11 protein-coding genes, 4 tRNA genes and 1 riboswitch are annotated in these 13,730 nt (G+C 56.9%); of the genes, 3 read left to right on the forward strand and 12 right to left on the reverse strand.

Annotated elements, in window-relative coordinates; all coding sequences use genetic code 11:
- Positions 1 to 416: 416 nt before the first annotated feature.
- Positions 417 to 493, reverse strand: a tRNA-Arg gene (locus KGB21_RS08045).
- 577 nt (positions 494 to 1,070) lie between these two features.
- Here KGB21_RS08045 and KGB21_RS08050 point away from each other — a divergent pair.
- Positions 1,071 to 1,397, forward strand: coding sequence for an Arc family DNA-binding protein (locus tag KGB21_RS08050; RefSeq protein WP_003178899.1), 327 nt, complete (start codon positions 1,071 to 1,073; stop codon positions 1,395 to 1,397).
- Positions 1,398 to 1,499: 102 nt separating this feature from the next.
- Here KGB21_RS08050 and mgtE read toward each other — a convergent pair whose 3' ends face one another.
- Positions 1,500 to 2,942, reverse strand: coding sequence for a magnesium transporter (gene mgtE, locus KGB21_RS08055; protein ID WP_034151449.1), 1,443 nt, complete (start codon positions 2,940 to 2,942; stop codon positions 1,500 to 1,502).
- Between the two features lie 320 nt (positions 2,943 to 3,262).
- Between mgtE and KGB21_RS08060 the strand changes: the two genes are divergently transcribed.
- Complete coding sequence (locus KGB21_RS08060; RefSeq protein WP_223504644.1) at positions 3,263 to 3,781, forward strand: cell envelope protein SmpA; 519 nt, start codon at positions 3,263 to 3,265, stop codon at positions 3,779 to 3,781.
- Between the two features lie 19 nt (positions 3,782 to 3,800).
- Here KGB21_RS08060 and KGB21_RS08065 read toward each other — a convergent pair.
- The 7 genes from KGB21_RS08065 to ltaE form a co-directional block, all read right to left on the reverse strand.
- Positions 3,801 to 3,877, reverse strand: a tRNA-Arg gene (locus KGB21_RS08065).
- Between the two features lie 71 nt (positions 3,878 to 3,948).
- Positions 3,949 to 4,025: transfer RNA gene (locus KGB21_RS08070), tRNA-Arg, on the reverse strand.
- A 107-nt stretch (positions 4,026 to 4,132) separates the two neighbouring features.
- Positions 4,133 to 4,223: transfer RNA gene (locus KGB21_RS08075), tRNA-Ser, on the reverse strand.
- A gap of 62 nt (positions 4,224 to 4,285) precedes the next feature.
- Positions 4,286 to 4,474, reverse strand: coding sequence for a carbon storage regulator CsrA (csrA, locus tag KGB21_RS08080; RefSeq protein WP_002554426.1), 189 nt, complete (start codon positions 4,472 to 4,474; stop codon positions 4,286 to 4,288).
- Between the two features lie 188 nt (positions 4,475 to 4,662).
- Complete coding sequence (locus tag KGB21_RS08085) at positions 4,663 to 5,904, reverse strand: aspartate kinase (RefSeq protein WP_034151451.1); 1,242 nt, start codon at positions 5,902 to 5,904, stop codon at positions 4,663 to 4,665.
- A gap of 91 nt (positions 5,905 to 5,995) precedes the next feature.
- Positions 5,996 to 8,614, reverse strand: coding sequence for an alanine--tRNA ligase (gene alaS, locus KGB21_RS08090; protein ID WP_223504646.1), 2,619 nt, complete (start codon positions 8,612 to 8,614; stop codon positions 5,996 to 5,998).
- Between the two features lie 146 nt (positions 8,615 to 8,760).
- Positions 8,761 to 9,765, reverse strand: a complete 1,005-nt coding sequence (ltaE, locus tag KGB21_RS08095) for a low-specificity L-threonine aldolase (RefSeq protein ID WP_223504648.1) — start codon at positions 9,763 to 9,765, stop codon at positions 8,761 to 8,763.
- Between the two features lie 196 nt (positions 9,766 to 9,961).
- Positions 9,962 to 10,132, forward strand: a riboswitch (FMN riboswitch).
- Positions 10,133 to 10,235: 103 nt separating this feature from the next.
- Between ltaE and KGB21_RS08100 the strand changes: the two genes are divergently transcribed.
- The gene (locus KGB21_RS08100; RefSeq protein WP_034151454.1) at positions 10,236 to 10,745 is read left to right on the forward strand and encodes a 6,7-dimethyl-8-ribityllumazine synthase; all 510 of its coding nucleotides are present in this window, start codon (positions 10,236 to 10,238) and stop codon (positions 10,743 to 10,745) included.
- A 132-nt stretch (positions 10,746 to 10,877) separates the two neighbouring features.
- On the opposite strand, the gene astE is transcribed toward KGB21_RS08100, so the two are convergent.
- The 3 genes from astE to astB form a co-directional block, all read right to left on the reverse strand.
- Positions 10,878 to 11,888 (reverse strand): succinylglutamate desuccinylase, encoded by a 1,011-nt coding sequence (gene astE, locus KGB21_RS08105; protein WP_034151455.1) that lies wholly within the window; start codon positions 11,886 to 11,888, stop codon positions 10,878 to 10,880.
- Positions 11,889 to 11,900: 12 nt separating this feature from the next.
- Positions 11,901 to 12,191 (reverse strand): hypothetical protein, encoded by a 291-nt coding sequence (locus tag KGB21_RS08110; protein WP_034151456.1) that lies wholly within the window; start codon positions 12,189 to 12,191, stop codon positions 11,901 to 11,903.
- A 61-nt stretch (positions 12,192 to 12,252) separates the two neighbouring features.
- A complete protein-coding gene (astB, locus tag KGB21_RS08115) occupies positions 12,253 to 13,599 on the reverse strand; it encodes an N-succinylarginine dihydrolase (protein ID WP_223504650.1) in 1,347 nt (448 codons plus the stop codon).
- Positions 13,600 to 13,730: the final 131 nt, after the last annotated feature.

Below are 13,730 nucleotides of genomic sequence, written 5' to 3' on the forward strand. Positions count from 1 at the left end.
TTATTTTCAGAAGTTTTCAAGGAATCCTTAACAACTTCAACCACTTGCGCTTTCGATCTCTCGTCAGCGGGAGGCGAATTCTACAGCGTTACACGCTGCTGTCAACACCTCTTTTTCAACTTCCTTTTGGCTTCGATGACCTGAAGCAACCTGCTGCCGAAAACTGCGTAACTCGTTGTTTACCAAGGAGTTTTCCGTTTCGACTGCGCCGGAAGTGGGGCGAATTATAGACACCTGAGATCTGCCGTCAAGCACTGATTTTGGTTTTCTATCAATTACTTTGCCAAAGCATAAAAACACCTCACCCCCCTTCTTCTATATAGAAGAGACCGACTCAGACTCAATCGTAGGAAGAAGCCACGCAACACCCGAGAAATAACTACCAGGCATATGAGAGAGGGGAATAACGAAGAATGTGGTGTCCCAGGGCAGGTTCGAACTGCCAACCTTCCCCTTAGGAGGGGGATGCTCTATCCAATTGAGCTACTGAGACCCAGATTGCCCGCAAGAATGCGCGAAGCAATTGACGGCGTGCATGTTAACGGGCGAGCAACGCTTTGTCATGTCGTCCTTGGGCGATTTAAGTGTAGGCAAACTCCTCCGGAGTCGTTGAGAAGTACCGCAAAGACCCAAAAGCTCACGAAGACCTGTGCACCCCCTGATCCTCTCATCACTGAAATCGCTGCCTTCAATCCTAAATAGCACCCACCATGCGCCTCCCCCTAGTAAATCGGCCATTTGCCACTATCCTATAAAGGCAAGGAACAGTGACTGAATTCGCACGACATGCTGATCGCTTTTTGAGACCCAGGATCGGGCAGCAGACGCGCCCAGCAATACGGACACAGACGAGTTTTCAAAACCAGTCCGCATTTCTGACAACTGGTGCTGGCATAACGCCTTTATCCAGTTCAATATTTGTCACAGAATTGGCGCCAATGATCTGGCAATTTTGAGGCATCATGCCAGCCTCTTCAATTCAGGTTGAACATTTGGCCAGAGGGCTTGTCCTATCAGACATCCTGCGGCCAATCCCGAGAACCGCTCCCCTGAACTAACCGGTTAAATATATGCGCCCATTGAAACAGGCAATTTATTCCAGCCGTACGGCTGACAAGTTCGTCGTACGTCTGCCAGACGGAATGCGTGAACGCATTGCCGAGGTGGCTCGCAATCATCATCGCAGCATGAACTCTGAAATCATCGCACGCCTTGAGCAGAGCCTTATTCAGGAAGGTGCGCTGGGCGAAGAGCTGAGCATGCGCCTGGATAGCCCAGAGCTTTCTTTGCACGAGCGCGAACTGTTGCAACGCTTCCGCCAACTTTCCCATCGCCAGCAAAACGCTCTCGTTTCGCTGATTGCCCATGACGCTGAAATGGCCGCAGACGCCTCCTGAGTCACGCAAAAAAAACCCAAGCCAGCTTAATCGCTGGCTTTTTTTTGCCTGAATTTCGCGCATAAAAAAACCCGCCAATAGGCGGGTCTTAAAATAAACGATTCAGAGCAGGAAGATTGTTGCCAGACCAAGGAAGATAAAGAAGCCACCACTGTCAGTCATAGCCGTAATCATCACGCTGGCTCCCATGGCAGGATCGCGACCAAGCCGCGCCAGAGTCATGGGGATCAATACTCCCATCAACGCCGCAAGCAACAAGTTGAGCGTCATGGCGGCCGTCATCACAACCCCCAAAGACCAACTACCATAAAGCAGATAGGCGACAACGCCGATCACACCACCCCAGACCACGCCATTAATCAGCGCTACAGCCAACTCCTTGCGCATCAGCCGCGAAGTATTGCCCGTACTCACCTGGTCCAGCGCCATAGCCCTAACGATCATCGTTATCGTCTGGTTACCGGAATTACCACCGATCCCCGCCACAATAGGCATCAACGCCGCAAGCGCCACCAGCTTCTCGATAGAGCCTTCGAACAGGCCAATCACGCGAGATGCAACAAATGCAGTAATCAGATTCACCGCCAACCAGGCCCAACGGTTACGCAGGGACTTCCACACCGACGCAAAAATATCCTCCTCTTCGCGCAGACCAGCCATGTTGAGAACTTCGTTCTCACTCTCTTCACGAATCAGGTCGACCATTTCATCGATAGTCAGACGACCGATCAGCTTGCCGTTCTTGTCCACCACCGGCGCCGAAATCAAGTCATAACGCTCGAACGCCTGGGCTGCATCGTACGCATCTTCATCCGGGTGAAAACTCACCGGATCGCTCGCCATGACTTCAGATACCTGCTTATCAGGGTCGTTGACGAGCAAACGCTTGATTGGCAACACGCCCTTGAGGACGCCGTCGTAATCGACCACAAACAACTTGTCGGTATGGCCCGGCAATTCCTTGAGGCGTCGCAGATAACGCAGAACCACTTCGAGACTGACATCCTCGCGGATGGTTACCATCTCGAAGTCCATCAGTGCACCGACTTGCTCCTCGTCGTAGGACAGAGCCGAACGAACGCGTTCACGCTGCTGGTTATCCAGCGTCTCCATCAGCTCATGGACGACGTCTCGCGGCAGCTCGGAAGCCAGGTCAGCAAGTTCGTCGGCATCCATGTCCTTGGCCGCGGCCAGGAGCTCATGATCGTCCATGTCGGCGATCAGGGTTTCTCGAACGGAGTCAGATACTTCGAGCAGGATGTCGCCGTCGCGATCAGCCTTTACCAATTGCCAGAGCGTCAGACGATCGTCCAGCGGCAAGGCTTCAAGAATGTAGGCGACGTCGGCGGAGTGCAGATCGTCGAGCTTGCGTTGCAGCTCGACGAGGTTTTGCCGGTGAACCAGGTTCTCGACCCGATCGTGATGCGGGCCTTCCTGGCGGTGAGTCAGGTCTTCAACCACTCGCTGACGCTGCAACAGCTCAACAACTTGAGCGAGGCGGTCCTGCAAGCTTTCCTGCGTTTTCTTTACTTCTACTTCAGACATAGGCGAACTCCACTCCCAGCAGTGGAACACGCCGGAAGGATCAATCAGTCAATTCATGATTGGAAAAACGGTTTACTGAGTAACTACTGGGTAAGTCCATGGAGGTATTCCACAAGCCCCGGCGGGGCTGACGGGCGCAATGATACACCGCCTGACGGTTTTAAATGTTAAAAAATCGCGGCTGAAACAAGCGCTTGCGAGACAAACTTGAGCGCCGCTCTGATCCTTGAAACTGCGACGACTCATCCTGAAAAGAAAACACACCGGCAACTGAAAATGTAGCAGCTACCCTTGATTCGAGCCGTCATGGAGGACGTCGAATGCCACCGAAAATTTTCCGCTTCTTGCTAATCACCCTGCCCGGCCTGGCGTTTGCGGCACCAGCCACCACCATCCACCGCTGCGAGGCACCTGACGGGCGCATTACCTTTACGACGCTGAGCTGCGCCGTTGGTGACACCCTTTCCAACCAGGAAGTGCACACCTACCTGCCCAGCACCGCCACCGCACTCATGCCAGAAGCCAACTACCGTGAAACATCAGGCATTAAAATCAAAAACCGCGATCTGACAATCGTCGGAGAGCCAGAAGATGGATGCGGAAACTTAATCAGCGCCAAAGAGCGGCGCGAAGCGATCATCAATCGGCGAGTTGTGGCCGGAATGAGCCAGCAGGACGTCGTAAGCGCCCTGGGCAAACCTGACAAGATCAGTATTCGGAATTCGTCCACGAGTTACCGCTACGAAACCAAGCGAGGTCGCAGCGCGCAGATCGAGTTCGATGAGAGAGGATGCACGAAAGGAAAAGCCAAATCCCAGACGGCAAAAAGCCCGCATTAAATGCGGGCTTTCTGTTGTATGGTGCACTCGACAGGATTCGAACCTGTGACCGCTCGGTTCGTAGCCGAGTACTCTATCCAGCTGAGCTACGAGTGCATTTGTGTTTTTATACCAGATCACAACTGGTTGGAGCCAAGTCATTCACATTACTGCAAACAACTCTTAAATGGTGCACTCGACAGGATTCGAACCTGTGACCGCTCGGTTCGTAGCCGAGTACTCTATCCAGCTGAGCTACGAGTGCATTTGTTGCCGCGCATTATAGGCCGTCTAATCTCTATGTCAAACACTTTTTCTAGTAATTTCAACAACTTACCGAAGAAGCCAGATTACAACGTACTACGCAAATAATGGCGGAGAACGGGGGATTCGAACCCCCGACACCCTTTTGAGGTGTACTCCCTTAGCAGGGGAGCGCCTTCGGCCACTCGGCCAGCTCTCCGCAACACGGGGCGTATCTTAACCAACCTTTTCCCCGTTTGCAAACATAAAAAACGATAAAAATTAATGGCTTGGTTCTTCGTCCTTCTCTTTCTTGATACGCAGGTAGATTTCCTCACGGTGGACCGCGACCTCTTTCGGGGCGTTGACACCAATACGCACTTGATTTCCTTTGACGCCGAGCACGGTCACGGTGATTTCGCCATCACCAATAATCAGGCTTTCTGCGCACCGACGAGTCAGAATCAACATACCTTTCTCCTCACGCCTTACATTTCAGGGACAACAGTCTGCAAAAAAATAGGCACTCGACCTACAACCCAAATCGGTCGCGGCCTACATGCCTGAGTATTGACCAGCGCGAGCAAAAGAACAGCTTCGGGGTCGCGCCATTCAAAAAAACAAAAGGCGCGGTCAAACCGCGCCTTTTGGCAAACGCATCACTCACCCTGGCGGGAAGGCGCGTCCAGTTCGAAAGCCGTGTGCAGGGCGCGCACAGCCAGCTCCAGGTACTTCTCTTCGATCACTACGGAGACTTTGATTTCCGAAGTCGAGATCATCTGGATGTTGATGCTTTCCTTCGCCAGGGATTCGAACATGCGGCTGGCTACGCCTGCGTGAGAGCGCATGCCAACGCCGACGATCGAAACCTTGGCGATCTTGGTGTCGCCAACGACTTCACGGGCACCGATCTCGCGAGCAGTGTTTTCCAGCACGGTCTGTGCCGCCTGGTAGTCATTGCGGTGCACGGTAAAGGTGAAGTCGGTGGTGTTATCGTGCGCGACGTTCTGCACGATCATGTCGACTTCGATGTTCGCGGCGCTGATCGGACCGAGAATCTTGAAGGCAACGCCCGGGATGTCTGGCACGCCACGGATGGTCAGCTTGGCTTCATCGCGGTTGAAAGCGATACCGGAAATGATCGGCTGTTCCATGGTTTCCTCTTCATCGATAGTAATGAGGGTGCCCGGACCCTCCTTGAAGCTGTGCAGTACGCGCAGCGGAACGTTGTACTTGCCGGCGAATTCCACCGCACGGATCTGCAACACCTTGGAACCGAGGCTGGCCATTTCCAGCATCTCTTCGAAGGTGATCTTGTCCAGGCGCTGAGCCACGGACACCACACGCGGGTCGGTGGTGTAGACACCGTCGACGTCGGTGTAGATCTGGCACTCGTCAGCCTTCAAGGCTGCCGCCAGCGCCACGCCGGTAGTGTCGGAACCGCCACGACCGAGGGTGGTGATGTTGCCGTGTTCGTCGACGCCCTGGAAACCAGCGACAACCACCACGCGACCGGCCTTCAGATCACCACGAATCTTCTGGTCATCAATCTGCAAGATACGCGCTTTATTGTGCGCGCTATCCGTCAGAATCCGTACCTGGTTGCCGGTGTAGGACACTGCTGGCACACCGCGCTTGATCAGCGCCATGGCCAACAGGGCAATCGTCACCTGCTCACCGGTGGATACGATCACATCCAGCTCACGGGGAACCGGTTGGCCGTCACCACTGATTTGCTTGGCCAGATCGATCAGACGGTTGGTTTCGCCGCTCATTGCAGACAGCACAACCACCAGGTCATCGCCGGCATCGCGGAATTTCTTAACCTTGTCGGCGACCTGCTCGATTCTCTCGACAGTGCCGACCGAGGTGCCTCCAAATTTCTGTACGATCAAAGCCATTTCAAAGCCGCCTCTGCCCATGAAGGGCGCCCAAATAATCACTCAAACAGCGTTGCGGCCCGCCACTAGACTGCGAGCCGCAAGCACTGCCTTATAAACCCTGCTCTACAAATGGAACGGTCAGCGCCAGTGCTGCATCCAGTGCGCCAGCGTCGGTACCGCCGCCTTGCGCCATGTCTGGACGACCACCGCCCTTCCCGCCCACTGCCGCAGCGGCTTGCTTCATCAAATCACCGGCTTTGAGTTGGCCAGTCAGGTCTTTGGTTACGCCTGCAACCAGAACGACCTTTTCCTCATGGACACTGCCGAGCAGGATCACTGCGCGGCCGAGTTTGTTTTTCAGCTGATCGACCAGCGCCAGCAGCGCCTTGCCGTCCTGACCGTCGAGACGCACGGACAGTACCTTCACGCCTTTGACATCCAGAGCGGAAGCCGACAGATCATCGCCCGCCGCGCTGGCTGCCTTGGCCTGCAACTGCTCGAGCTGCTTCTCCAGCAGACGGTTGCGCTCCAGCACAGCCGACAGCTTGTCGATCAGGTTATCGCGGCTGCCCTTGACCAGGTTGGCCGCTTCCTTGAGTTGTTCTTCCGCAGCGTTCAAGTAGGCCAGTGCCGCAGCACCGGTGACTGCCTCGATACGACGCACACCCGACGCCACACCGCCTTCGCTGATGATTTTCAGCAGGCCTATGTCGCCGGTACGGTTGGCGTGGATACCGCCGCACAGTTCGACTGAGAAATCGCCGCCCATGCTCAACACGCGTACGTTGTCGCCGTACTTCTCGCCGAACAGCGCCATGGCGCCTTTCTGCTTGGCGGTTTCGATGTCTGTTTCTTCGGTTTCAACGGCGGAGTTCTTGCGGATCTCGGCGTTGACGATGTCTTCCAGGGCCTTCAGCTGTTCAGGCTTGATCGCCTCGAAGTGGCTGAAGTCGAAGCGCAGGCGCTGGCTATCAACCAACGAACCTTTCTGCTGAACGTGCTCGCCCAATACCTGACGCAATGCTGCGTGCAGCAAGTGGGTGGCCGAATGGTTCAACGAAGTCGCGTGACGCACCTCGGCATCCACGTGGGTTTCCACTGGAGCGCCGATGGTCAGGCTGCCGGAATCCAGCACGCCATGGTGCAGGAACGCACCGCCGGTTTTGGTGGTGTCACGTACATCGAAACGCGCGTTGCCCGCCTGGAGAAAACCGCAGTCGCCGATCTGGCCGCCGGATTCAGCGTAGAACGGCGTCTGGTTGAGAACGATCACCGCCTCTTCGCCTTCATTCAAGACGTCGACCGACTGGCCATCTTTATAGATAGCGACAATTTTCGCCGAACCGCTGGTGTCTGCATAACCGGTGAACTCGGTGGCCACATCAACCTTGACCAGCGTGTTGTAGTCCAGACCGAACGAGCTGGCCGAACGCGCGCGAACACGCTGGGCTTCCATCTCACGCTCGAAACCGACTTCGTCGACGGTCAGGTTGCGCTCGCGTGCAATGTCGGCGGTCAGGTCCATCGGGAAACCGTAGGTGTCGTAGAGTTTGAACACCACGTCGCCCGGCACCACGGTGCCTTTGAGTTCCAGCAGGTCCTGCTCGAGAATCTTCAGGCCGTGCTCCAGGGTCTTGGAGAACTGCTCTTCTTCGGCCTTGAGCACGCGCTCGATGTTGCTCTGCTGCTTTTTCAGTTCCGGGAAGGCTTCGCCCATCTCGGCGACCAGTGCCGCGACGATCTTGTAGAAGAAGCTGCCAGTGGCGCCCAGCTTGTTACCGTGACGGCAGGCGCGACGGATGATCCGGCGTAGTACGTAACCGCGACCTTCGTTGGACGGCAGCACGCCGTCAGCGATCAGGAAACCGCACGAACGGATGTGGTCGGACACCACTTTCAGCGAAGACTGATCGCCATTTTCGCAGCCGATCGCCTCGGCCGACGCGCTCAGCAGGTTCTTGAACAGGTCGATTTCGTAGTTGGAGTTGACGTGCTGCATTACCGCACTGATCCGCTCCAGGCCCATGCCGGTGTCGACCGACGGTGCTGGCAGCGGATGCAACACGCCATCGGCGGTGCGGTTGAACTGCATGAACACGTTGTTCCAGATCTCGATATAACGGTCGCCATCTTCTTCCGGCGAGCCCGGTGGGCCGCCCCAGATGTGGTCGCCGTGGTCGTAGAAAATCTCGGTGCATGGGCCGCAAGGACCGGTATCGCCCATGGTCCAGAAGTTGTCGGAGGCGTAAGGCGCGCCTTTGTTGTCACCGATGCGAATCATACGCTCGACCGGCACACCGATCTCTTTGGTCCAGATGTCATACGCTTCGTCGTCGGAGGCATAGACGGTGACCCAGAGTTTTTCCTTCGGCAGTTTCAGAACGCCAGTCAGGAAGGTCCAGGCGAAGGTAATCGCATCGTGCTTGAAATAGTCACCGAAGCTGAAGTTACCCAGCATCTCGAAGAAGGTGTGGTGGCGAGCGGTATAACCGACGTTTTCCAGGTCGCTGTTCTTGCCACCGGCACGCACGCATTTCTGGCTGCTGGTCGCGCGGGTGTACGCACGTTTTTCCTGGCCCAGGAAGCAGTCCTTGAACTGGTTCATCCCCGCGTTAGTGAACAGCAGGGTTGGGTCGTTGCCCGGAATCAAAGAGCTGGAGGCTACACGGGTGTGGCCTTGCTCTTCGAAGAAGCGAAGGAAGGCTTCACGGATTTCTGCGCTTTTCATTAGGTTCTTCCACGGAGGCTGCGGCCAAAGGCCTGTTCGAAACGTCAACAGACGAAGCGACGGCAAAGGGCCGCATTATATCGGCCCTGCGCGCGGGGTACAGCGTGTTTATACGATAGAAACAGTCAATTGGACCGCTAACCCTATCACTTGCGGGAAAAGTCGACGAATGTCGCGACGACCTGCTCGATTTGCCCACGGCTGACGTCCATGTGCGTGACCATCCGCAGACGCGCGGCAGCACTGAGCTTGATCCCGCGTTCGGCGGCGAAAGACTTGAGTGCTTCGGCCTTGCCGCCCATGGTCACGTAGACCATGTTGGTCTGCACCGGCTCGACTTCATAACCTGCCGCGCGCAGGCCTTCGGCCAGCAATTGCGCGTTGGCGTGATCGTCGGCCAGACGCTGAACGTTGTTGTCCAGTGCGTACAGACCCGCCGCCGCCAGAATCCCGGCCTGACGCATCCCGCCGCCGACCATTTTGCGCAGGCGTCGCGCCTTGCCGATCAACTCCGCCGAACCGCACAACACCGAACCGACCGGCGCGCCCAGGCCTTTGGACAGGCAGACCGAGACCGAGTCGAAATGTTGTGCAATTTCTCGGGCATCAACCCCGAGCTTAACCGCCGCGTTGTACAGCCGAGCGCCATCCAAGTGCAGTTGCAGTCCGTGCTCACGAGTAAAATTGCGCGCCCGGGCCAGATATTCCAGCGGCAAGACTTTGCCCTGCATGGTGTTTTCCAGCGCCAGCAACCGTGTACGCGCGAAGTGGAAATCGTCCGGTTTGATCGCGGCGGCGACCTGCGCCAGGTCGAGCGAGCCATCGGCCTGCACTTCCAGCGGCTGCGGCTGGATCGAGCCGAGCACGGCCGCACCGCCGCCTTCGTACTTATAGGTGTGCGCCTGCTGACCCACGATGTATTCGTCACCGCGCTCGCAATGGGCCATCAAACCAAGCAGATTGCTCATGGTGCCGGTAGGAACGAATAGCGCCGCAGCGAAACCCAGCCTTTTCGCCAGTTCCGCTTCCAGACGATTGACCGTCGGATCTTCGCCATAAACGTCGTCACCGGTGGCGGCAGAAGCCATCGCGTCGAGCATGCCAGCGGTAGGTTGGGTGACGGTGTCGCTTCGAAGATCGATAACACTCATGAATCTGGCCTCGGTTAGCAGGGGAAAATCCCTTTCAGAGAGGAATTACTGCGGTCATGCCGACGAATATTCAACCCTTGGGTAGGAAAAGGCGTATTGAACCGACGAAAAAGTCGATAGCAATCATCAGATAGCAGCAATGCACAGGTGAGAAATATGTGTTAAAAACGCTGCGCCGCCAAACATTCTGGCGGCAAAACGTTCTCAGGGCGGGGTGTAACTCCCCACCGGCGGTAATTGCGCGCAATGCGCATAGCCCGCGAGCGCTTGGTGACAGCACGGCTTCGGCGGTGACTGGCGGCAAGGTCAGCAGACCCGGTGTGATCCCGGGGCCGACGGTCATAGTCCGGATGAAGAGAGAACGGGATTGGCGCCAAAGGGCCGTCCGCAGGCACTCGTGCGAGCGTGCGTACCCTTAAATCCCATTCGATTCATAACGCCCTGTTTTTCACACAAACAGGAGTCAGAACATGCAACCCACCGCAATCGATAGCAAAAGCAAACACCATCAAGGCGAGCGCGTAGCGTTCATCCAGGCCTGCTGGCACAAGGAAATCGTTGATCAGAGCCGTAAGGGTTTCATCAGCGAAATGATTGCCCAGGGTTATCACGAGTCCGACATCGACTTTTTCGAAGTCGGCGGCGCCTTTGAAATGCCCCTGCACGCCAAGTTGCTGGCCAAGACCGGTCGTTATGCCGGCATCGTCGCCGCAGCCCTGGTGGTGGACGGCGGGATCTACCGTCACGAATTCGTCGCCCAGTCGGTGGTCAGCGGCCTGATGCAGGTTCAGCTGGAAACCGAAGTGCCGGTGTTCTCGGTATCCCTGACCCCGCACCACTTCCACGCTGGCGAAGAACACCAGAAGTTCTTCTTCGAGCATTTCGTGCACAAAGGTCAGGAAGCGGCGAAGACCTGCGCGGATACGCTGAGCAAGATTCGCGCGCTGCGTCGCACTGAGCCACGTGCGGTAGCCGTCTAAACACCGAACCTGTAGGAGCTGACGAGTGCAACGAGGCTGCGATCTTTTGATCTACAAAAACAAGATCAAAAGATCGCAGCCTGCGGCAGCTCCTACAGTTGTTGGTTTCAGGCCAGGTTTTAGTGTTTGTTTTCAGGCCAGGTTTTCGTCGGTGGTCGGCACGATCAGGATGCCGGCGCGCAGGCCGTTCTTCACTTTGGGGTTCGGGAAGATGATCCGGGCGCCCTCCTCCTCGATGATCCAACGGGTCTGGGCGATGTCCTCGGCCAGCAGATAGCCCACTTCCAACTCCGAAAAGTTTTCAATGTCCGCCGGCAGATTCAGGCGGAAGCTGTCACTGTGCTTGATGATTTCCCGGGCCACGCTAAACAGCTGCAGCCCATCGAGAGCTTCTTCAGTCAGCTCCGGCTCGGAGCCCTCGATAATCTGTTTGAGGCGGGTTTCCAGCAGGGACACGTTGACACCATCGTTGTGCCCGAACGGCCGTGCCTTGCCCAGTTCCAGTGTGAAGGCCTCGGCCCCAAGCTTGTCGTAGGTGTAGGAACTGAAAACGATGGACGGCTTGTTCTGCAGCAGCACCGCCTCCATACCGGCGGCGCGCAGACGAGCCAGTTCTTGGCGAGAGTGCTGACGACCTTCCTTCCACGGATACAACGCGAACTGTTCGATTTTCGAACCGCGAATTGCGGTGTGCAGGTCGTAGTGCAGTCGCTGGCGGTCCGGCAGGCTGAAGAAACTGGCGGCCAGGCGCTCCAGTTCACAAGCGCGCAAGGCTTCGGAGCCGCTGCTTTGTTCGTGACGGCCATTGAACAGCCGATTGACGTCCTGCTCGACGAAACGCTCGCCCTTGCGAATCGCTTCCGGGTTGCCGAACAGGAACAGAATGCGTGTACGCGGTTTCAAGTCGCCGCGGGCGATGTCGTGCAACAGGCGATCGAGCAACTCGATCGGCGCTGTTTCGTTGCCGTGGATGCCGGCCGATAGCAGCAGGTCCAGGCCATTGTCGCGAGCTTCAGGTGGCCGGACTTCCAGCGCACCTTCGCTCAACCAGCGCATGCGCACGCCTTCGACAGTCAGTTGAGTCTTCTCCGCCGGTTCGCGGCCGGCGAGGGTTAGTTCAAGCAGTTTGCCGAGGGCGAGCATAGAGCGGTTTCCTTAATGGTCGTGATTGCAATCCGGGCCGTGGACGTGGTCCTCGTCGTCACCGATTTCCGCCGGTTCCATTTCCAGTTGCAGACTTACCAGATTAGTCGCCAGTGGGCGTAACAGCAGGTTGGCGTATTCGGCGTCACCTTCTTCGACGTCCACGCCGATCAGCAACTGGCCGCGGCCGTCCTGCTGGATCCACAGCTCTTTGCCTTGCCACATGACCGCGACGCGGGTGCAGGACGTTTCCAGTTGCGTGCCGTCGGTGTCTTCAAGGATCAGCTGCAGGGTATCGCTCATGTTTTTACGCTCTCGTTTGAGATGAAGCAGCGCGCTGTCGTGCACAACAACGCGCCGTCGATCAATTGATCTGGAATGGATAAACCGCGCCCAGTTTAAGGATTTGCGTCAGTTCATCCAGTGCCGTCCGGCACTCAAGCAGCAATTGCGGGTCCGCGAGATCGTTTTCGGTCATGCGGTCGCGGTAGTGCTTGTCGACCCATTCGGTCAACGTGCCATACAACGGTGCCGTCATGATAACCCCTGGATTGACCGCCGCCAGTTCGGTTTCGTTGAGCGCGACGCGCAGTCGCAGGCAAGCAGGACCACCACCGTTCTGCATGCTCTGCTTGAGATCGAAAACTTTGACTTCGCGGATCAGGCCGCCGGAGCTGGTCAAACCCTGCAAGTATTGCCAGACGCGCTCGTTGCCACGGCATTCTTCCGGCACGATCAACAGCATGGTGCCATCAGGACGCGACAGCAATTGGCTATTGAACAAGTAGGACCGAACCGCGTCTTCGACGGTGACCGCGGAACGCGGTACGCAGACAGACTGAAATTTCCCACCGACTTTCGCGAGTTTGCTCTGCAATTCAGCGAGCATCTGCTCAGTCTCGAGGAAAGCGTCCTCGTGATAGAACAACACTTCGCCGTTACCCACCGCGATCACATCGTTGTGGAACACGCCCTGATCGATCACCGACGGATTCTGCTGGGCGTAGACCACGCCGTCATCACTCAAACCGTGCAAACGGGCAACGGCCTGGGACGCTTCGAGGGTCTGGCGTGCCGGGTACTTTTGCGGTGCCGGGTAGCGGGTGTCGAAAGCACTGCGACCGAAGACGAAAAACTCAACGCCGGCTTCACCGTATTCTCGGCAGAAACGCGTGTGGTTGGCCGCGCCTTCGTCACCGAACTGCGCCACGGCCGGCAGAGCGGCGTGGTGAGCGAAGTGTTTCTGGTCGGCGAACATCGCGCCCAGCACGCGACTGGTGGTCGGGTGCTCGATGCTGCGGTGATATTTGCAGTTGAGGTTGGCGGCGGTGAAATGCACGCGGCCATCCGCGGTGTCGGCGCTCGGGCTGACGGTGGCGGCGTTGGCTACCCACATGCTCGATGCCGAGCAACTGGCAACCAGCAATGGCATGGCTTCTTTGGCAGCACGCTCGATCACCTGGGCGTCGGTACCGCTGAAGCCCAGGCGACGCAGGGCCGCCACGTCCGGGCGTTCCTGCGGTGCCAGAACACCTTGTTGAAAGCCCATGTCGGTCAGCGCTTTCATTTTTGCCAGGCCTTGCAGCGCGGCTTCCTTCGGGTTGGAAGACTGCTGGCTGTTGCTCTGGGACGCGACGTTGCCGTAGGACAGGCCGCCGTAGTTATGGGTCGGCCCCACTAGACCGTCAAAATTGACTTCATAGGATTTCATCAGCGAGGCTCCACGAGAATCTGTTTTTTATAGGCATCAAGTAACTGTTCAGTACGACCGAGGGGTGGCCATCGCGGGCAAGCCCGCTCCCACAGGTTCAGCAGTGTTCACACGTTTTGTGTGCGACGCGG

This window comes from Pseudomonas sp. GL-RE-29, from assembly GCF_019947275.1.
GTDB classification, from domain to species: Bacteria; Pseudomonadota; Gammaproteobacteria; order Pseudomonadales; family Pseudomonadaceae; genus Aquipseudomonas; species Aquipseudomonas fluorescens_A.

Excerpts from the sequence above, each read along its gene's own strand:
- KGB21_RS08050 (WP_003178899.1), top strand. The coding sequence starts at position 1,071 with ATGCGCCCATTGAAACAGGCAATTTATTCCAGCCGTACGGCTGACAAG.
- mgtE (WP_034151449.1), bottom strand. The coding sequence starts at position 2,942 with ATGTCTGAAGTAGAAGTAAAGAAAACGCAGGAAAGCTTGCAGGACCGC.
- KGB21_RS08060 (WP_223504644.1), top strand. The coding sequence starts at position 3,263 with ATGCCACCGAAAATTTTCCGCTTCTTGCTAATCACCCTGCCCGGCCTG.
- csrA (WP_002554426.1), bottom strand. The coding sequence starts at position 4,474 with ATGTTGATTCTGACTCGTCGGTGCGCAGAAAGCCTGATTATTGGTGAT.
- KGB21_RS08085 (WP_034151451.1), bottom strand. The coding sequence starts at position 5,904 with ATGGCTTTGATCGTACAGAAATTTGGAGGCACCTCGGTCGGCACTGTC.
- alaS (WP_223504646.1), bottom strand. The coding sequence starts at position 8,614 with ATGAAAAGCGCAGAAATCCGTGAAGCCTTCCTTCGCTTCTTCGAAGAG.
- ltaE (WP_223504648.1), bottom strand. The coding sequence starts at position 9,765 with ATGAGTGTTATCGATCTTCGAAGCGACACCGTCACCCAACCTACCGCT.
- KGB21_RS08100 (WP_034151454.1), top strand. The coding sequence starts at position 10,236 with ATGCAACCCACCGCAATCGATAGCAAAAGCAAACACCATCAAGGCGAG.
- astE (WP_034151455.1), bottom strand. The coding sequence starts at position 11,888 with ATGCTCGCCCTCGGCAAACTGCTTGAACTAACCCTCGCCGGCCGCGAA.
- KGB21_RS08110 (WP_034151456.1), bottom strand. The coding sequence starts at position 12,191 with ATGAGCGATACCCTGCAGCTGATCCTTGAAGACACCGACGGCACGCAA.
- astB (WP_223504650.1), bottom strand. The coding sequence starts at position 13,599 with ATGAAATCCTATGAAGTCAATTTTGACGGTCTAGTGGGGCCGACCCAT.